This is a genomic window from Herbiconiux liukaitaii, from assembly GCF_041927495.1.
GTDB lineage: Bacteria > Actinomycetota > Actinomycetes > Actinomycetales > Microbacteriaceae > Herbiconiux > Herbiconiux liukaitaii.
In genome coordinates this window covers 370,932-387,385 of the sequence record NZ_JBHFHG010000007.1, presented here as the reverse complement: position 1 = coordinate 387,385, position 16,454 = coordinate 370,932, and the positions used below count along the sequence as shown (strand labels likewise).

The window sequence follows — 16,454 nt, the reverse complement described above, 5'->3', positions numbered from 1 at the left end:
GAGTCCCGCTCAGGCGGCCCGCGGATTGGTGCTTGCTCTTTCGGCGGGATTGTCAGACGATTGAGTGAATCTCCGAACACGTGTTCGGAGAGCGAACAGTCGGGATGAGTGTGATCTCAAAGCTGAGAGACGATGCGGCGTCGGCCGTGGCCGGGATCGAGGACGGCTCGACCGTGATGATCGGCGGCTTCGGGCTGGCCGGGCAGCCGGTCGAACTCATCGAGGCGCTGGTGGAGCAGGGTGCTCGCGGGCTCACTGTCGTGAGCAACAACGCGGGCAACGGTGACTCGGGCATCGCGGCGCTCATCGGCGCCGGGCGGGTCGACCGGATCGTGTGCTCGTTCCCCCGGCAGAGCGATTCCCACGTGTTCGACGCCGCGTACCGAGCCGGGAAGATCGAGCTGGAGCTCGTGCCGCAGGGCAATCTCGCCGAGCGCATCCGGGCGGCCGGAGCGGGGATCGGCGGGTTCTTCACGCCCACAGGTGCGGGCACGCCGCTCGCCGCCGGCAAGGAGTCCCGCACCATCGAGGGCCGCGAGTACGTGCTCGAGCACCCCCTCAGGGCCGACTACGCGCTCATCTCGGCCTTCAAGGGCGACCGCTGGGGCAACCTCGTCTACCGGCGCACCGCCCGCAACTTCGGGCCCATCATGGCCGCGGCGGCTCGCGTGACGGTGGCCCAGGTCGACGAGGTCGTGGAGCTCGGAGCCCTCGATCCGGAGTCGATCGTGACGCCGGGCATCTTCGTGGACCGCCTCGTCGCGGTCGGCGAGCGCGCCTGGCTCGACGCCGGAGTCTTCGTGGGCGCGGAGTCCGCCTCGTGAGCGGCGCACCCGCCACGGACGCCGGGAGCGGCACGCCGGCCACCTCCGACGCCACGTCCGGCACGCCGGCCACCCGTGCACCAGGCCTCGATCGGCGCGCGCTCGCCGCCCGCATCGCCCGCGACATCCCCGAGGGCTCCATCGTGAACCTCGGCATCGGCGCCCCCACCCTCATCGCCGACTCCCTGCCCGAGGGGCTCGAGATCATCCTGCACACCGAGAACGGGATGCTCGGCATGGGCCCAGCCCCGGCGCCCGGCCGGATCGACCCCGACCTCATCAACGCGGGCAAGCAGCCCGTCACCGAGCTGCTGGGCGCCTCGTACTTCCACCACGCCGACTCGTTCGGCATGATGCGCGGCGGCCACCTCGACATCTGCGTGCTCGGCGCCTTCCAGGTCTCCGAGCGCGGCGACCTCGCCAACTGGCACACGGGCGCCGAGGGGGCCATCCCCGCGGTGGGAGGCGCCATGGATCTCGCGATCGGCGCCAAGAACGTCTGGGTCATGACCGACCTGCTCACCCGCGACGGCGCCTCCAAGCTCGTGGCCGCGTGCACCTATCCGCTCACCGGCGTCGCGTGCGTGAGCCGCGTCTACACCGACCGCGCCGTCTTCGACGTCGCCGGCCCGGGCCTCATCGTCACCGAGCTCTTCGGCGACACCACGGTCGACGAGCTCCGCACCCTCACCGGCCTCGACCTGACGGACGCGACAGGCCCGACGGATGCGACGCCGACGGATGCGACTGGGCCGGATGCGACAGGGCCGGCTCACATCACCGGGCCGGCTCACACCACAGAAGGGCACTCCGCATGACCGCGAGCTTCGTCTACGACGCCGTGCGCACCCCGTTCGGGCGCTTCGGCAAGGCGCTCGCGGGGGTGCGCCCCGACGACCTGCTCGCCACGACCGTGCGCGGCATCCTCGATCGCCACCCCGACCTCGATCCCGCCACCATCGACGACGTCGTGGCCGGCGCCGCCAACCAGTCCGGCGAGGACAACCGCGACGTCGCCCGCATGGCCGTGCTGCTCGCCGGCCTGCCGACCTCGGTGCCCGGTGTCACCGTCAACCGCCTCTGCGGTTCGAGCCTGCAGGCGGTGATGGACGCCAGTCGCGCCATAGAGGCCGGCGATTCGCGACTCGTGCTCGCGGGTGGCGTGGAGTCGATGAGCCGCGCCCCGTGGGTGCTGCCGAAGCCCGAGCGCGCCTACCCCGCCGGCAACGAGACCCTGCATTCCACCACACTCGGCTGGCGGCTCGTCAACCCGCGCATGCCCAAGGAGTGGACCATCTCGCTCGGGGAGTCGAACGAGCTGCTCGCCGAGCGCTTCGGGATCACCCGCCAGGAGCAGGACGAGTTCGCCGCGGCCAGTCACGTGCGCGCGGCCGCGGCCTGGGATGCGGGGCTGTACGACGGCGAGATCGTGCGGGTTCCCGGCGTCGACCTGGCCCGCGACGAGGGCATCAGGGCGGAGTCGACGGTGGAGTCGCTCTCAGCGCTCAAGCCCGCCTTCCGACAGAACGGCACCATCACGGCCGGCAACGCCTCTCCGCTCAACGACGGGGCCTCGATGGTGATCGTGGGCTCCGAGCACGCGCCCATCGAGGCCGAGCCGCTCGCGCGCATCACCGGTCGCGGGGCGGCGGCGGTGGATCCGGACGTCTTCGGCATCGGACCGGTCGAGGCCGTCAACCGGGCGCTCGCCAACGCGGGCAAGACCTGGGCCGACGTCGACCTCGTGGAGCTCAACGAGGCCTTCGCCGCGCAGAGCCTCGCTTGCCTGCGGCTGTGGCCGGAGCTCGACCCGGCGCGAGTGAACATCCACGGCGGCGCGATCGCCATCGGGCACCCGCTCGGCGCATCCGGTGGTCGAATCATCGGGCACGCCGCGCACGAGCTCGTGCGTCGGGGTGGCGGAGTCGCGGTCGCCGCGATCTGCATCGGAGTGGGCCAGGGCCTCGCGGTGGTGCTCGAACGATGAGCGGCGTCGTGCAGGCGGCGGCCGCAGAGCTGGCGGCCACAGAGGCGGCGGCTTCGGAGACGAACGCCACCGCTTCCCCACCCGGCGAGCAGTTCGTGCAGTCCCTCGCGCGCGGCCTCGGCGTGATCAAGGCCTTCACCGCCGACCACCCCGTGCAGACCCTCAGCGAGGTCGCCCGCGCCACGGGCCTCACCCGCGCCTCCGCCCGTCGCTTCCTGCTCACGCTCGTGGAGCTCGGGTACGTGCGCTTCGATGGCAAGCAGTTCCAGCTCACGCCCCGCGTGCTCGAGCTCGGCTTCGGCTACCTCAGCGCCCTCACGCTGCCCGAGGTGGCGCAGCCGCACCTCGAGGCCCTCGCGCACGAGCTCGGCGAGTCGACCTCCGCCTCGGTGCTCGACGGCACCGACATCGTCTACGTGGCCCGCGTGCCCGTGCGCCGCATCATGGCGGTGGCCATCACGGTCGGCACCCGATTCCCGGCCTACGCGACCTCGATGGGCCGTGTGCTGCTCGCCGGGCTCCCGGATGACCAGCTCGAGCGCGCCCTCGACGCCGCCCCGCCCGTGGGTCTCACCCCGAGCACCGTCACCGACCGCGCCGCCCTGCACGAGCAGATCCTCGCCGTGCGGGAACGCGGGTGGGCCGCCGTGGACCAGGAGCTCGAGATCGGGTTGCGCTCCGTCGCCGCCCCCGTGCGCCGCGGCGGGCGGGTGGTGGCTGCCATCAACATCTCCACCACGGTGGGGGTCACCACGCTCGAACGCATCGAGGCCGACTTCGCACCCGCCCTCATGGCCACCGCGCGCGCCATCGGCACCGACCTCGACCACACCCGCTTCGGAGCCCGCTGATGCCCGCGCCCGGCCCGCTCGACGGCCTGCTCGTGGCCGACTTCTCGCGCGTGCTCGCCGGCCCCTACGCCACCCAGACTCTCGCCGACCTCGGCGCCCGAGTCATCAAGGTCGAGAGCCCCGCCGGCGACGAGACCCGCTCGTGGTCACCGCCCGAGCGCGACGGCGTCTCCACTTACTACCTCGGTGTCAACCGCGGCAAGAGCGCCGTGGTGCTCGACTTCCGCGACGACGCGGACCTCGCCGTGGCCCACGAGCTCGCCCGCCGCGCCGACATCGTGATCGAGAACTTCCGCCCTGGCTCGCTCGCCAAGTTCGGCCTCGACTTCGCCACCGTGAGCGCCACCAACCCCGGTGTGGTCTACGCCTCGATCAGCGGCTTCGGCACGGCGGGCGGGGCTGCGCTCCCGGGCTACGACCTCATCGTGCAGGCCGCCTCGGGCCTCATGAGCCTCACCGGCGACGCCGAGGGCCCCGCCTACCGCAGCGGCGTCTCGGTGTTCGACGTCATGACGGGCATGAACGCCGTCGTGGGCATCCTCGCCGCCCTCCGCCACCGGGATGCCACGGGCGAGGGCCAGCACGTGGAGGTCAACCTGCTCGCCACGGCCCTCGCCGCCATGGCCAACCACAGCTCCACGGTGGTGGCGGCGGGAACGGTGCCGTTCCGCATGGGCAACGCCCATCCGAGCCTGTTCCCCTACGAGCCGCTCCCGGCGAAGGATGGCGAGCTCATCGTGGTGGCGGCCAACGACGGCCAGTTCGCCAAGCTCGCCACGGCTCTCGCTCGCCCCGAGCTGCTGCAGGACGACCGCTTCGCCACGACCGAGGGGCGCAACCGCCACCGGGCGGAGCTCCGGCCCCTGCTCGTCGAGGCTCTCGCCGAGCGCACGGTCGCCGAGTGGTTCGATACGCTCACGGCCGCCGGGGTGCCGTGCGGGCCGATCAACACGATCGACGGCGGCATCGCGCTCGCCGAGCGGCTGGGTCTCGATCCTGTGGTCGCCGTGGGGGAGGGCGATCGCGAGGTTCCCATGATCCGCAACCCCATCACCTTCTCCCGCACCCCCGCCCGCTACGACGCACCACCACCCCGCCTCGGCGAGCACGACGCCGCCATCCGCCAGTGGCTGTCGCATCCGGAGCCCACGAAGGCGCCGAGCAGCCCGCCGCCGAGCCACCCGCAGACCACCCCCGACGAGCCCAGCAGAGACGAATCCAGCAGAGACGAGCCCACCGATGCCTGAATACCCCACCCGCATCGGCACGAGCACCGCCGACTCCATCTCACTGCTCGGCCACGACCTGCCCGGCGAGCTCATCGGTCGGATCGGCTTCGGCGAGCTCGCCTACCTCCTCGTGACCCGCCGCCGCCCCACCCCCGGCCAGCTCCGCGTGTTCGAGGCGGTGCTCGTGGCCCTCGCCGACCACGGCTTCACCCCCACCGCCATCGCGGCCCGCCTCACCCTCTACAGCGCCCCCGACTCCCTGCAGGGCGCACTCGCCGCGGGCCTGCTGGGCGGCGGATCCCGCTTCCTCGGGGTCACCGAGGACACCGGGCTCTACCTGCAGGGAGTGCTCGCCCCCTTGGGCGACACGAGCGCTTTCACCACCGCCTACTGGGACGACGCCGCGCGGGCGGCGGTGCAGGCCACCTCCGCCGCCGGAGCCAAGGTGCCCGGCCTCGGCCACCCCGTGCACAAGCAGGGCGATCCGCGCACTCCCGTGATCATCGGCATCGCCGAGGAGGAGGGCGTGAAGGGCCCGTACCTCGAGCTGTTCGAGGCGATCGGCCGTGTGCACCCCGAGATCCTCGGTCGCACCCTGCCCCTCAACGGTGCCGGAGTCGCGGGGGCAGCCCTCGCCGACGCCGGCCTCCCCGTGCAGCTTCTGCGCGGCTTCGCGCTGCTCGCCCGCACTGCAGGACTCCTCGGCCACCTCGCCGAGGAGCTCGAGCACCCCATCGCGCCGGATGTCTACCGCGAGGTCGACCGCAACGCGGTGTACATCGAACCCTCCGCCCCGACGGAGTAAAGCCCCGGGCTGCAGTTCACACCATCAAAGGAGATGACAATGACGTACGTCGCAGGTTCCCACCACGTGACCCTCTCGGTCGGCCACGCCCAGGAGGACGTGGACTTCCACACGCGGATCCTCGGACTCCGCTTCATCAAGAAGACCGTGCTCTACGACGGCGGAACGCCGGTGTACCACCTCTACTACTCCAACGCCGGGGGTGACCCCTCGGCGGTCATCACCACCTTCCCCTGGGCGCAGGTGGGTCTCATGGGCATCCGCGGCACGAACCAGGCCAGGGAGGTGCTGCTCTCGGTGCCCTCCGGATCGCTCGACTTCTGGTCGAAGCGGCTCGCCGAGCACGGCATCGACAGCACGTTCGAGGACGTCTTCGGCGGCCGCCGCCTCAACCTCCGCCACCCGTCCGGCATCGAGTACGTGCTGATCGAGGTGGAGAACGACCCCCGCGTCGGCTACACCAAGAACGGCGTCTCGATCGAGAACGCCATCCACGGCATCTACGGCGTGGGCATCCACGTGTTCGACCAGGACCGCATGGTGGACTTCGGCAAGGAGACCTTCTTCGCCTCGGACGACGTGGAGGAGGAGGGCGACCGCGCCCGCTACCGCGTGGGCACCGCCGAGGTGGGCAACTTCGTGGAGCTCACGGGCAACCGCACCGATGCGCAGGGCACATGGCGCTACGGCGCAGGCGCGTACCATCACTTCGCCTGGAACCTCGACAACCTCGAGAACCAGAACGAGGTCAAGTTCGACATCGAGGGTGCCGGCTACACCGACATCTCCGAGCTCAAGGACCGCACGTACTTCAAGTCGCACTACGTGCGCACCCCGGGAGGTGCGCTGTTCGAGCTCGCCGTGACCCACAACGAGGGCGGCTGGGACTGCGACGAGTCGCCAGAGGAGCTGGGACGCGCGTTCATGCTGCCGCCGTTCTTCGAGAGTGAGCGGGAGTCGATCATGGCCCGCCTCGAGCCGCTGCGCGACGAGGACTGACGGCACCGGATCGCGACGCACACGATCGCACGATCACCGAGGAGGGGATGACGGGATGACGGAGCCGGAGATCTGGGGCGAGGCGCACGCGGGCGATCCGCACGCGCTCGCCGTGGTGGCGCTGCACGGCCGCACGCAGGACGTTCCGTTCGTGCGCGGTCTCTCGGAGCGCCTCGGGGTGGCGGGCCTCCGCTGGTTCGCCCCCGAGGCCGAGGGCAACTCGTGGTACCCGCATCCCTTCCTCGACCCCTCTCCCGAGAACGCCGAGCACCTCGCGAGGGCGCTCGACGTGGTGGAGTCGAGCATCGCCACCGCCCGCGCGGCGGGGTTCGAGCGGGTGGTGGTGCTCGGCTTCTCGCAGGGCGCGTGCACCCTCGCGCACCTCCTTCTCACACGGGGGGTGGCGGTGGAGGGCGCCGTGCTCTTCACGGGCGGCTACGTGGGTGCCGATCCGCTGGACCCCGCCGTGGTCGCCGAGGCCAGGGCACGCGCCGGGGTGCCCGTGCTGCTGCGGTCGATCGACCGCGACCCCTGGGTGCCCGCCCACCGCGTGGCCGACACCGCGCGACTGCTCGTGCTCGCGGGTGCGCGGGTGGATGCTCTCATCGAGCCGGGCGACGAGCACGGCATCACCGACAGGGCCGCCGCCGATGCGCGCGTGCTGCTCGAGACCCTCAAGGAGTCCGCATGAAGTTCGACCACCGCACCCTCCAGCAGCGCGTGCGCTTCGGCACCGGCGACGCCGCAGGGGCGCTCGCCGCCGAGGTCGCCGAGCGAGGTGCCCGCGCCGTGATGATGATCGCGGCCCCCTCCGAGACCGAGCTCGCCCGCTCGATCGCGAACGGCGTCGACGTCGCGCTCTGGTGGCACGACGTGGCGCCGCACGTGCCCATCGCCCACGCCGACCGCGCCCGCGAGGCGGCCCGCGAGGCGGGCATCGACCTCGTCGTCTCGGTGGGCGGCGGATCGACCACCGGTCTCGCCAAGGCCATCGCGCTCACCGAGCGCCTCCCCATCGTGGCCGTCCCCACCACCTACGCGGGCTCCGAGGCCACCAACGTGTGGGGCCTCACCACGGACTCCCGGAAGACCACGGGGGTCGACGACGTGGTGCTCCCCGCCGTGGTCATCTACGACGCCGCCCTCACGCTGAGCCTGCCGGTCGAGCTCTCCGTGGCCTCAGGCCTCAACGCCATCGCGCACTGCATCGACTCCATGTGGGCACCGAACTCCGATCCGCTCAACCGAGCACTGGCCGAGGAGGGCATCCGCGAGATCGCCGCGGCCCTCCCGGTGCTCGTCGGCGACCCCGAGGACGTGCCCGCCCGCGAGCGCATGCTCTACGGGGCATACGTCTCGGCGGTGGCCTTCGCCTCGGCCGGATCCGGCCTGCACCACAAGATCTGCCACGTGCTCGGCGGCGCCTACGACCTCCCGCACGCCCAGACGCACTCGGCGGTGCTGCCCCAGGTGCTCGCCTTCAACGTCGCGGCGGCACCCGAGGCGGAGCAGCGGATCGCCCGTGCGCTCGGTGCCCCGACAGCCGTGGCCGGCCTCGAGTCGCTCTACGCCTCCCTGCCCGCGGTGCGAGCCCTCGCCGAGGTCGGGTACCGCGCCGACAGCATCGCCGAGAGCGCCGAGCTCATCCTGCCGCTCGTGCCTCCGAGCAATCCGCGACCCGTCGACGAGGCCGCCCTGGAGGGCATCCTGCGTGCCGCACTGGAGGGCCGTGCGATCGCCTGACCAGGCCGCCTGTCCTGCCGCCTGACCCGCCCGCCCCCTGTCAAGACCGGGCGGGGAGGCCACGAACACCCCATGCTGGCTATGGGCGATTCCGCTCGCAGTATGGAAGGCACAGCATGCACGATGACCGACGGAACGCCCGGACACGGCGGGTGGCACGGCCCATCGAGCGGCGCATCGACGTCGACGGCTTCGCCTTCAAGGCCTACAGCAGCCCGGCGTCGGGTGCCCGATCCGCCGGCAGTGACCGGGCCACCGCCCCCGTGCACGTGCTCATCCACGGCATCGGCGCCTCGCACCGCTACCTCTCCCTGCTGCACGACGAGCTCGCCCAGCACGGCGAGGTGCACTCGATCGACCTTCCGGGGTTCGCGGGCCTGCCCAAGCCCGACCACGCGCCGAGCGTGGAGGAGATGGCCACGGCCCTCGCGCGCGCCATCGACCGCCTCGACATCCCCCGCAGTGTGCTCGTCGGTCACTCCATGGGGTCGCAGTGGGTGGTGGAGCTCGCGGTGCAGCGGCCCGACCTCGCCGCGGGAGTCGTGATGATCGGCCCCGTCTCGGACAACGAGCACCGCTCGCTGCGAGCCCAGGCGGTGGCGCTGGGGCTCGACACCCTCATCGAACCGCCGCACGTGAACGTCGTCGTCTTCCAGGACTATCTGCGCAGCGGGCCGATCTGGTTCCTGCGCGAGGCCCGCCCCATGGTGACGTATCCGATTGAGCAGAGGGTGGCCGAGGTCGAGGCGCCCGTGCTCGTTATCCGCGGCGGCCGTGACCCTATCGCGGGCACGGCCTGGTGCCGGCGGCTGCGCGACAGGGCCATGCTCGGCCGCTTCGCGGTGGTGCCGGGCCACGGTCACGTGGTGCAGCACAGCGCCCCGCGTGCTGTGGCGTCGGCGGTGCGCTCGCTCGAGACCGGCAGGTGACGCGATGAGCGGCCGCCGCCCCGGATCTGGCTCTGGCACCGGCGCCGACCCCGGCAAAGGCACGGGCATCCGCGAGCTCCTGCGCGACGCCGACTGGTGGATCCGCGACTACGCGTACGCCGTGGTCTGGCAGCTGCGCGCCATCGTCGACCGCACCGATCCCGACTCGTTCCACGACGGCGAGCGCGCGCCGATCGTGGTCATCCCCGGCGTCTACGAGACCTGGCGCTTCCTGCAGCCGCTCATCACGGCGCTGCACGAGCGTGGGCACCCGGTGCACGTGATCGGACCGCTGCGCTGGAACAACCGCCCCGTGCCGGATGCCGCCCGCCACGTCTCCGACTACCTCGACGAGCACGACCTCACAGGCGTCGTGCTCGTGGCGCACAGCAAGGGCGGGCTCGTGGGCAAGTACTCCATGACCCTCGGATCGGCGGCGGCGCGCGTGCAGTCGATGCTCGCGGTCGCGACCCCGTTCGGCGGATCCTCGTACGCGCGCTACATGGTGGTGCCGAGTCTGCGCATCTTCCGGCCGGGCGACTCCACCCTCGTGGCGCTCTCCGAGCAGCACGACGTGAACACCCGGATCGTCTCGGTCTACGGTCGCTTCGATCCGCACATCCCGGGCGGCAGCAGCCTGCCGGGCGCCAAGAACGTGCAGCTCGACACGGGCGGGCACTTCCGCATCCTCGCCCACCCCCGCGTGCTCGCCGAACTGGCCGCCCTCGCCGGCTGAGAGCCGCTCCAACCACGCCTCGCAGGATTTGGCAACCGGGGCGCGGGATCCGCGTGCCGACCCTCGAATGAAGTCAACCGGACGCATCGCCGGGAAAATCGAGAGGGAAACCATGTCGGACATCTACGCTCCCGGGCCGCCCAGCGGCACCGAGCACTCCGCAGGCGACGACCAGGGCAAGGTCGACTCCGCCAAGCAGGGTGCAGCCGATCTCAAGAACACCGCCGCCGAGCAGGCCGGCAACGTCGCAGGCACAGCCAAGGACGAGGCCGCCGGCGTCGCCCACGAGGCCAAGACCCAGGCGAAGGATCTCTACCACCAGACGCAGCACGAGCTCAAGGAGCAGGCCGGCGTGCAGCAGGAACGTGCGGCCGCAGGGCTGCGCACGCTCGGCGACGAGCTCGGCGGCATGGCCGACGGCTCCGAGAACCAGGGTGTCGCCTCCGACCTCGTGCGCCAGGTGTCGAACCGCGCGAGCAGCGCCGCGTCGTGGCTCGATGCCCGCGACCCCGGATCGCTTCTCGACGAGGTCAAGTCGTACGCCCGCCGCAAGCCGGGCACGTTCATCGCCGCTGCCGCGATCGCCGGTCTCGTGGCCGGCCGGCTCACCAGGGCACTCGCCCAGGGCGCCGCCGAGGAGAAGGCCGCCGAGGCATCCGCGCCCCGCACGCCCGAGACCGCGCACGCTCAGACCACCCCCGCAGCGCACGCCGCTCCGGTCGCGACGACCGTGCCGCCCGTCACATCCGACGTCCCCCCGGTCACGTCGAACGTGGCCCCCGTCGCCGACGCGACTCCGCTCTACACCGAGCGCGCCTCCACCCTGGGCGACGGCTACCCGGCAGAGGGCGATCGGCGATGACCGACCCCACACCGTCGGAGCAGAAGGCCGCGGACACCTCGCTCGGCGACCTGCTCGGAGAGGTCACGCGCGACCTCTCCACCCTGATGCGGCAGGAGCTCGAGCTCGCGAAGGCCGAGCTCAAGGTGTCGGCCGCTCGCGCAGGCAAGGGAGCGGGCATGCTCGGCGGCGCGGGCTACGCGGCGTCGATGACCGTGCTGTTCCTGTCGATCGCCCTCTGGTGGGCGCTCGGCACCCTGATCGGCGGCGGCTGGTCCGGCGCGGTCGTGGCCCTGCTCTGGGGCATCGTCGCGCTGATCCTGTTCGTGGTCGGCAAGAACCGGCTGAAGGAAGTGAACGGCGCCCCGAAGACGGTGGAGTCGTTGAAGAAGGTCCCCGAGACGTTTAAGAGGAATGAGGAGAACCGATGAGCGATTCACCCGAGCAGATCCGTGCCGAGATCGAGAAGACCAGGCGTGAGCTCGGTGGCGACGTCGACGCTCTGGCCGACAAGGTCACCCCGTCGAAGATCGTGCACCGTCAGACCGACAAGATGAAGGGCGCCGTCGGATCCGTGCGCGACAGCGTGTTCGGAGCCGCCGACGACGCGAAGTCGTCGCTCTCCGACGGAGCGTCCTCCGCCTCGGGCGCCGTCTCCGGAGCCAAGAGCGCAGTGACCTCCAAGGCCGGCGGCAACCCGCTCGCCGTGGGCCTCATCGCCTTCGGCGTCGGCCTTCTCGCCGCCTCGCTCGTGCCCGCCTCCACCAAGGAGAAGGACCTCGCCTCGTCGATCAAGGACCAGGCGCAGCCCCTCATGGGTGAGATGACGGATGCGGCCAAGGAGATGGGCGAGCACCTCAGGGAGCCCGCTCAGGATGCCGCCTCCGCCGTGAAGGACGCCGCCACGGGCGCCGTCGACAACGTCAAGTCGGAGGCCACCTCGGCCGCCGACGAGGTCAAGGGCCAGGCGCAGCAGTCGAAGGACACCGTCGCCGGCAGCTGATCACCCCACCCGCGTGAGGCGGTGGAGTCGCGTCTTGTGACCTCCACCGCCTTTCGTCTCCCCACCCGCACCGGATGCCCGATCCCTTTGGAAGCCACACCCTCATGAGCAGCACCAGCAGCACCAGCAGCACCCGCAGCACCCGCGGCGCCACGGCAGGCAGGACCGAGCACGACAGCCCGGACCCCGACGACTCGCGCAAGCCCGATTCGCCGAACGAGATCACCAAGCGCTCGTGGCTCTACGTGCTGCGCAAGACGGTGCGCGAGTTCTCGGCCGACCAGTGCACCGACATCGCCGCGAGCCTCACCTACTACGCAGTGCTCGCGCTCTTCCCCGCCATGATCGCGATCTTCTCGCTGCTCGGTGTGTTCGGGCAGGGCCCTGCCGCCACAGAGGCGCTGCTCGACATCGTCGACGACGTGGCACCCGGCGGCACGGCCGACGTGGTCCGCGGCCCCATCGAGCAGTTCGCGAGCTCTCCCGCCGCCGGCTTCGCCCTCGTCTCAGGGCTCGTGGTGGCCATCTGGTCGGCCTCGGGCTACGTCACCGCCTTCAGCCGCGCCATGAACCGCATCTACGAGATCGACGAGGGCCGGCCGTTCTGGAAGCTCAAGCCGCTCCAGCTGCTCGTGACTCTCATCTCGATCGTGCTGATCGTGATCGCCGCCGTCATCCTCGTGATCTCCGGCCCGGTGGCGGATGCGGTGGGCTCGGCCCTCGGCATCGGCGAGACCGCCACCATCGTCTGGTCCGTCGCGAAGTGGCCGCTGCTGGCGATCGTGGTGGTGCTCGTGCTCGCCATCCTCTACTACGCCACACCCAATGCGAAGCAGCCCAAGTTCCGGTGGATGAGCCTCGGCGCCCTGCTCGCGATCGTGCTCCTCGTCATAGCCACGGTGGCCTTCGGTCTCTACGTCACGAACTTCTCCAACTACGACAAGACCTACGGATCGCTCGCCGGCGTCGTGATCTTCCTGCTCTGGCTCTGGATCGTGAACATCGCGATCCTCTTCGGCGCCGAGTTCGACGCCGAGCTCGAACGTGGTCGCCAGCTGCAGGCGGGCATCGCGGCCGAGGAGGACATCCAGTTGCCCCCTCGAGACACCGCGAAGAGCGACAAGGCGGCGAAGAAGGAGGCCGCCGATGTGGCCGAGGGCCGTCGCATCCGCCAGAACAACGGCTAGTCCCTGCATCACCCCCTCTCCACGAAAGGCACGATCATGACGAACGACAACCGAGACCTCCCCACCAACGAGTCCGTGCCGGCGGGCGGCACCGCATCCGTTCCCCTCGAGCAGCGGGGCACCCTCCGCGAGGAGGTCGTGGGCCGCGAGAAGGAGGAGTTCGGCGGCTTCAAGTTCGGCTCCGCCTTCTTCGGCTGGCTCACGGCCACGGGCACGGGAGTCATCCTCACCGCGCTGGTCGCGGCCACCGGAGCGGCTCTCGGCCTCGGAGCCACCGAGAACGGGCAGGCCCTCGACGAGAGCGAGGCCACCACGATCGGCATCGCCGGCGCCATCGCCCTCGCGGTGGTCGTGCTCATCTCGTACTTCTGCGGCGGCTACGTGGCCGGGCGCATGGCCCGCTTCGACGGTGTCAAGCAGGGCCTGGCCGTCTGGATCTGGGCGGTCGTCATCGCCGTCGTCGTGGCGGTGATCGGCGCCATCGCCGGCAGCCAGTTCAATGTGCTGGGCAATCTCGACACGTTCCCGCGCATCCCCATCAATGAAGGTGCCCTCACCGCCACGGGCATCATCACGGCAGTCGCCCTCGCCGTGGTGAGCCTCATCGGTGCTCTGCTCGGCGGGATCGCCGGAATGCGCTTCCACCGCAAGGTCGACCGCGCCGGGCTCGGTCGCTGACCGATGCTCCCCTCCACCAATCTGCAGAGCCTCGTGGGTGCGACCCTCTTCGGGCCCGGCGAGGTCAAGCTCGGTCGGATCGCCCAGATCTACGTGGATGCCACGGACGGTCACCCCACCTGGGCCGAGGTGCACGTGGGTGCCGTGATGCGGCACTCCACGCTCGTGCCGCTCGACGAGGCCGTGTGGGAGCACGACGACGTGCGGGTGCCGTTCGGCAAGGAGCTCGTGAAGGATGCGCCGCGCATCGAGAGCGGGCGGGGTCTCGATCCGGAGCTCGAACAGGAGCTCACGCGGCACTACTCCTCGCGGTAGCGGCGTGGGCGTCGACTGGGAGTCGTGAGACCAATCTGCGACGCGACCAATCTGTTTCCGGGGTGGTGTCGAAGTATCAGTGTCTGGCAATCACGGACATCATCCACACGGAAGAAGGCATCATGCGACACATCACCAAGGCCACGATCGGACTCGCTGCAGCCGGTCTGCTCACGTTCTCCCTGGCCGCCTGCTCCGCTTCGAGCACGACGGACACCAGCAGCCCGGCCTCGTCGAGCTCCTCCTCGGCCAACGAGACCCCCGAGCCCCTGGCCTCGATCCCCGCGCTGACCGGTGTCGACACCCAGGTCGCCGTGGACGCCGGCTTCCTCGACGCTCTCACGAGCCTCGGCCTCACCCCCGGCGTCGTCGGAACCGCCACCCTCACCGACGGTGTGCTCGCGTTCCCGATCACCGGCGGCAACGTCGACTACTACGACCCCGAGTCCGGCTACCGCCCCTACGTCCAGGGCGAGATCGAGCACGACGGATCCGGCCTCTCGCTCACCGCGGGCGACACCGTCGTCGAGCTCACCAACTTCACCATCGATCCCGGAGAGTCCAAGCTCTACGGTGACGTGACCGTCAACGGCACCGTCGCTGTCGAGCAGGCCTACCTGTTCGAGCTCTGGGGTGGCACGCTGAAGCCGCTCGAGATGGGCCCGAACGACACCGCCATCCTCGAGGGCACCACCGTGCACATCTCCGAGGACGCCGCCGGCCTCCTGAACGAGACCTTCGGCACCACCGCCGTCGAGCGCGGACTGCTCGTGGGCGTCGCCAAGATCACCGTCAACACGAAGTAGCACCTGCCCCACAGCACCACCCAGCACCACAGCAGCCGATGGCCTGCCGCACACGCGGCAGGCCATCGTTGCGTTCGGGGGGCGTCGTTCGAGGGGCACGGTCAGGGGTGCGTAGTCTGTGGGCATGTCTGCCGATGCGCTGTGCGAACCCGGGATCTACGAGCACTTCAAGGGGGCGCGCTACGAGGTCGTGGGGGTGGGGCGGCACAGCGAGACCGAGGAGCAGCTCGTGTTCTATCGCAAGCTCTACGACGACTACTCGTTCTGGGTGCGGCCGCTCGCGATGTTCGTGGAGCACGTGGAGCGCGACGGATACAGCGGGCCGAGGTTCGCGCGCGTGGCGTGAGGCCGCCGGCTGCACCTGGGCGGGCGGTGCGGCCTCAGCGCGTGAGCGCCACCACCACGAGGTACGCCGTCGCGGCGGCCAGGAGTGTGCCGGCGACCAGCTGGAGGTAGGGGTTGCCGACGATCCGGTGCCATCCGGGCTCGAGTTCGGGGCGGAAGAAGCGCCCGCGGCCCGTGCCGGTCGAGGGGGCGGGAGCGCTCGGCTGCACGGAGCGGTACCGCGGCCGGGTGTGCACGGGCACCTCGTCGTCGGATGCGGATTCGGGTGCGGCTGCGGGCGCCGGGGTGGTGGCGACCGGCGGAGCCGGCTTCATCGGCGTGACCGCATCGCCACGGGGTCGCCGCGCGGTGACGTCGATGTCCCAGAGGAAATCCTCGAACTGCTCGTCCGCCTGATCGGCTCTCTCAGGTCTGCTCGAGTGTGCCATGGGTGCCCTGCCGTTCGCGGATGCGGATGTCCTCCGAGAGTAGGCACCCGCATCCGCTCTGCCCATGGGGAGAACTCCCCATGCTTGGACGATGCTGGGGGCTGGGTGGCGCGCGGCGTGGCACCACCCGATGTCGGAGGTGCGGCGCACAATGGGCGCATGAACAACTTGGACACATGCACACGGTGCGAGGGCTCGGGTGCCGACCCGCGTCAGGCCTATTTCGACGACATGGTGGAGCTCTGCTCGGAGTGCCGCGGCGACGGCATGGTGCTCTCCCACGAGCAGTTCGTGCACGCTCTCGAGCTCGCCGGCAGTCGCGCCGCGTAGCTGCCCAGCCGCGGTTTCATGCGAACGCACTGTTCACATGAAACGAACTGGTAACGAATTCCGGAGGGGGATGCGGCGCATCCCTGTTCGGAGGACGATTCTGGCAGAGAGGTGAACCGATGGGCCGACAGCACTATCGCAGGGCGAGCCCCGCGCCGGTCCCGGTCGGCCTCACGGAGCCAGGCTCCGATCCCTATGCCGCGTATCTCGAGTGGATCGCGCGTGGTCGCCCCTCGGTCTCCGGCGGTAGCACTGTGCGTCCGGAACCGGGAACGGTGCTGCTGACCGAGCACGTGCAAGTGCAGGAGAAGGAGCTCTCCGGCGCCTCCGAGTTCGCCGGACCGATCGCGGCCCCGCAGCCCAGTGCCTGGCAGCGTCTCATGGGTGCATTCCGCCGCAACAGCTGACGAGTCTTCGC

The 16,454-nt window shown here is 70.7% G+C and carries 22 protein-coding genes; 21 read left to right on the top strand and 1 reads right to left on the bottom strand.

The annotated features are described in order from the left end of the window. Nucleotides 1-104 precede the first annotated feature (104 nt). From ACEXQC_RS16300 to ACEXQC_RS16210, 19 genes are all read left to right on the top strand, one after another. On the top strand, nucleotides 105-824 hold the full coding sequence (locus tag ACEXQC_RS16300; protein WP_374824737.1) for a 3-oxoacid CoA-transferase subunit A: 720 nt from the start codon (nucleotides 105-107) through the stop codon (nucleotides 822-824). Beyond that, a complete protein-coding gene (locus tag ACEXQC_RS16295) occupies nucleotides 821-1,642 on the top strand; it encodes a 3-oxoacid CoA-transferase subunit B (RefSeq protein ID WP_374824734.1) in 822 nt (273 codons plus the stop codon). The genes ACEXQC_RS16300 and ACEXQC_RS16295 overlap by 4 nt, the downstream gene beginning before the upstream one ends. Beyond that, nucleotides 1,639-2,811, top strand: coding sequence for a thiolase family protein (locus ACEXQC_RS16290; protein WP_374824731.1), 1,173 nt, complete (start codon nucleotides 1,639-1,641; stop codon nucleotides 2,809-2,811). The genes ACEXQC_RS16295 and ACEXQC_RS16290 overlap by 4 nt, the downstream gene beginning before the upstream one ends. Then, entirely contained in the window at nucleotides 2,808-3,662 is an 855-nt protein-coding gene (locus tag ACEXQC_RS16285; RefSeq protein ID WP_374824728.1) for an IclR family transcriptional regulator domain-containing protein, read from the top strand. Before ACEXQC_RS16290 ends, ACEXQC_RS16285 begins: the two co-directional genes overlap by 4 nt. Then, nucleotides 3,662-4,909, top strand: coding sequence for a CaiB/BaiF CoA transferase family protein (locus ACEXQC_RS16280; RefSeq protein WP_374824725.1), 1,248 nt, complete (start codon nucleotides 3,662-3,664; stop codon nucleotides 4,907-4,909). Before ACEXQC_RS16285 ends, ACEXQC_RS16280 begins: the two co-directional genes overlap by 1 nt. Continuing rightward, nucleotides 4,902-5,696 carry a citryl-CoA lyase gene (locus ACEXQC_RS16275; protein WP_374824722.1) on the top strand — a complete coding sequence of 265 codons (795 nt, stop codon included), beginning with the start codon at nucleotides 4,902-4,904 and terminating at the stop codon, nucleotides 5,694-5,696. The genes ACEXQC_RS16280 and ACEXQC_RS16275 overlap by 8 nt, the downstream gene beginning before the upstream one ends. Before the next feature lie 39 nt (nucleotides 5,697-5,735). Next, nucleotides 5,736-6,695 (top strand): VOC family protein, encoded by a 960-nt coding sequence (locus ACEXQC_RS16270; protein ID WP_374824719.1) that lies wholly within the window; start codon nucleotides 5,736-5,738, stop codon nucleotides 6,693-6,695. Nucleotides 6,696-6,750: 55 nt separating this feature from the next. Continuing rightward, nucleotides 6,751-7,386 carry an alpha/beta hydrolase gene (locus ACEXQC_RS16265; RefSeq protein ID WP_374824716.1) on the top strand — a complete coding sequence of 212 codons (636 nt, stop codon included), beginning with the start codon at nucleotides 6,751-6,753 and terminating at the stop codon, nucleotides 7,384-7,386. Continuing rightward, the gene (locus ACEXQC_RS16260) at nucleotides 7,383-8,438 is read left to right on the top strand and encodes a maleylacetate reductase (RefSeq protein ID WP_374824713.1); all 1,056 of its coding nucleotides are present in this window, start codon (nucleotides 7,383-7,385) and stop codon (nucleotides 8,436-8,438) included. The genes ACEXQC_RS16265 and ACEXQC_RS16260 overlap by 4 nt, the downstream gene beginning before the upstream one ends. Nucleotides 8,439-8,590: 152 nt before the next feature. After that, complete coding sequence (locus tag ACEXQC_RS16255; RefSeq protein ID WP_374824709.1) at nucleotides 8,591-9,367, top strand: alpha/beta fold hydrolase; 777 nt, start codon at nucleotides 8,591-8,593, stop codon at nucleotides 9,365-9,367. 4 nt (nucleotides 9,368-9,371) lie between these two features. Next, entirely contained in the window at nucleotides 9,372-10,103 is a 732-nt protein-coding gene (locus ACEXQC_RS16250) for an esterase/lipase family protein (RefSeq protein ID WP_374824706.1), read from the top strand. 112 nt (nucleotides 10,104-10,215) lie between these two features. Next, on the top strand, nucleotides 10,216-10,965 hold the full coding sequence (locus ACEXQC_RS16245; RefSeq protein WP_374824703.1) for a hypothetical protein: 750 nt from the start codon (nucleotides 10,216-10,218) through the stop codon (nucleotides 10,963-10,965). Then, nucleotides 10,962-11,375 (top strand): phage holin family protein, encoded by a 414-nt coding sequence (locus ACEXQC_RS16240; RefSeq protein WP_374824700.1) that lies wholly within the window; start codon nucleotides 10,962-10,964, stop codon nucleotides 11,373-11,375. The genes ACEXQC_RS16245 and ACEXQC_RS16240 overlap by 4 nt, the downstream gene beginning before the upstream one ends. Further along, nucleotides 11,372-11,947, top strand: a complete 576-nt coding sequence (locus ACEXQC_RS16235; protein ID WP_374824697.1) for a DUF3618 domain-containing protein — start codon at nucleotides 11,372-11,374, stop codon at nucleotides 11,945-11,947. Before ACEXQC_RS16240 ends, ACEXQC_RS16235 begins: the two co-directional genes overlap by 4 nt. 104 nt (nucleotides 11,948-12,051) lie before the next feature. After that, nucleotides 12,052-13,134: a YihY/virulence factor BrkB family protein gene (locus ACEXQC_RS16230; RefSeq protein ID WP_374824694.1), complete on the top strand. Its 1,083-nt coding sequence runs from the start codon at nucleotides 12,052-12,054 to the stop codon at nucleotides 13,132-13,134. 36 nt (nucleotides 13,135-13,170) lie between these two features. After that, on the top strand, nucleotides 13,171-13,812 hold the full coding sequence (locus tag ACEXQC_RS16225) for a hypothetical protein (RefSeq protein WP_374824691.1): 642 nt from the start codon (nucleotides 13,171-13,173) through the stop codon (nucleotides 13,810-13,812). A gap of 3 nt (nucleotides 13,813-13,815) precedes the next feature. Then, on the top strand, nucleotides 13,816-14,127 hold the full coding sequence (locus ACEXQC_RS16220) for a hypothetical protein (RefSeq protein ID WP_374824688.1): 312 nt from the start codon (nucleotides 13,816-13,818) through the stop codon (nucleotides 14,125-14,127). A gap of 122 nt (nucleotides 14,128-14,249) precedes the next feature. Beyond that, nucleotides 14,250-14,933, top strand: a complete 684-nt coding sequence (locus tag ACEXQC_RS16215) for a hypothetical protein (RefSeq protein ID WP_374824685.1) — start codon at nucleotides 14,250-14,252, stop codon at nucleotides 14,931-14,933. Nucleotides 14,934-15,057: 124 nt separating this feature from the next. Next, complete coding sequence (locus tag ACEXQC_RS16210; RefSeq protein WP_374824682.1) at nucleotides 15,058-15,279, top strand: DUF1653 domain-containing protein; 222 nt, start codon at nucleotides 15,058-15,060, stop codon at nucleotides 15,277-15,279. A 34-nt stretch (nucleotides 15,280-15,313) separates the two neighbouring features. Here the strand turns inward: ACEXQC_RS16210 and ACEXQC_RS16205 are convergent, their stop codons facing one another. Continuing rightward, nucleotides 15,314-15,706, bottom strand: a complete 393-nt coding sequence (locus tag ACEXQC_RS16205; RefSeq protein ID WP_374824679.1) for a hypothetical protein — start codon at nucleotides 15,704-15,706, stop codon at nucleotides 15,314-15,316. A gap of 159 nt (nucleotides 15,707-15,865) precedes the next feature. Here ACEXQC_RS16205 and ACEXQC_RS16200 point away from each other — a divergent pair, with 159 nt between their 5' ends. Both ACEXQC_RS16200 and ACEXQC_RS16195 read left to right on the top strand, forming a co-directional pair. Continuing rightward, nucleotides 15,866-16,036 carry a hypothetical protein gene (locus tag ACEXQC_RS16200; protein WP_374824677.1) on the top strand — a complete coding sequence of 57 codons (171 nt, stop codon included), beginning with the start codon at nucleotides 15,866-15,868 and terminating at the stop codon, nucleotides 16,034-16,036. Between the two features lie 254 nt (nucleotides 16,037-16,290). Then, the gene (locus ACEXQC_RS16195) at nucleotides 16,291-16,443 is read left to right on the top strand and encodes a hypothetical protein (protein ID WP_374824674.1); all 153 of its coding nucleotides are present in this window, start codon (nucleotides 16,291-16,293) and stop codon (nucleotides 16,441-16,443) included. Nucleotides 16,444-16,454: the final 11 nt, after the last annotated feature.

Excerpts from the sequence above, each read along its gene's own strand:
- ACEXQC_RS16240 (WP_374824700.1), top strand. The coding sequence starts at position 10,962 with ATGACCGACCCCACACCGTCGGAGCAGAAGGCCGCGGACACCTCGCTC.
- ACEXQC_RS16270 (WP_374824719.1), top strand. The coding sequence starts at position 5,736 with ATGACGTACGTCGCAGGTTCCCACCACGTGACCCTCTCGGTCGGCCAC.
- ACEXQC_RS16265 (WP_374824716.1), top strand. The coding sequence starts at position 6,751 with ATGACGGAGCCGGAGATCTGGGGCGAGGCGCACGCGGGCGATCCGCAC.
- ACEXQC_RS16285 (WP_374824728.1), top strand. The coding sequence starts at position 2,808 with ATGAGCGGCGTCGTGCAGGCGGCGGCCGCAGAGCTGGCGGCCACAGAG.
- ACEXQC_RS16250 (WP_374824706.1), top strand. The coding sequence starts at position 9,372 with ATGAGCGGCCGCCGCCCCGGATCTGGCTCTGGCACCGGCGCCGACCCC.
- ACEXQC_RS16230 (WP_374824694.1), top strand. The coding sequence starts at position 12,052 with ATGAGCAGCACCAGCAGCACCAGCAGCACCCGCAGCACCCGCGGCGCC.
- ACEXQC_RS16205 (WP_374824679.1), bottom strand. The coding sequence starts at position 15,706 with ATGGCACACTCGAGCAGACCTGAGAGAGCCGATCAGGCGGACGAGCAG.
- ACEXQC_RS16260 (WP_374824713.1), top strand. The coding sequence starts at position 7,383 with ATGAAGTTCGACCACCGCACCCTCCAGCAGCGCGTGCGCTTCGGCACC.
- ACEXQC_RS16280 (WP_374824725.1), top strand. The coding sequence starts at position 3,662 with ATGCCCGCGCCCGGCCCGCTCGACGGCCTGCTCGTGGCCGACTTCTCG.
- ACEXQC_RS16300 (WP_374824737.1), top strand. The coding sequence starts at position 105 with ATGAGTGTGATCTCAAAGCTGAGAGACGATGCGGCGTCGGCCGTGGCC.
- ACEXQC_RS16225 (WP_374824691.1), top strand. The coding sequence starts at position 13,171 with ATGACGAACGACAACCGAGACCTCCCCACCAACGAGTCCGTGCCGGCG.
- ACEXQC_RS16235 (WP_374824697.1), top strand. The coding sequence starts at position 11,372 with ATGAGCGATTCACCCGAGCAGATCCGTGCCGAGATCGAGAAGACCAGG.
- ACEXQC_RS16215 (WP_374824685.1), top strand. The coding sequence starts at position 14,250 with ATGCGACACATCACCAAGGCCACGATCGGACTCGCTGCAGCCGGTCTG.
- ACEXQC_RS16220 (WP_374824688.1), top strand. The coding sequence starts at position 13,816 with ATGCTCCCCTCCACCAATCTGCAGAGCCTCGTGGGTGCGACCCTCTTC.
- ACEXQC_RS16210 (WP_374824682.1), top strand. The coding sequence starts at position 15,058 with ATGTCTGCCGATGCGCTGTGCGAACCCGGGATCTACGAGCACTTCAAG.
- ACEXQC_RS16200 (WP_374824677.1), top strand. The coding sequence starts at position 15,866 with ATGAACAACTTGGACACATGCACACGGTGCGAGGGCTCGGGTGCCGAC.
- ACEXQC_RS16275 (WP_374824722.1), top strand. The coding sequence starts at position 4,902 with ATGCCTGAATACCCCACCCGCATCGGCACGAGCACCGCCGACTCCATC.
- ACEXQC_RS16245 (WP_374824703.1), top strand. The coding sequence starts at position 10,216 with ATGTCGGACATCTACGCTCCCGGGCCGCCCAGCGGCACCGAGCACTCC.
- ACEXQC_RS16290 (WP_374824731.1), top strand. The coding sequence starts at position 1,639 with ATGACCGCGAGCTTCGTCTACGACGCCGTGCGCACCCCGTTCGGGCGC.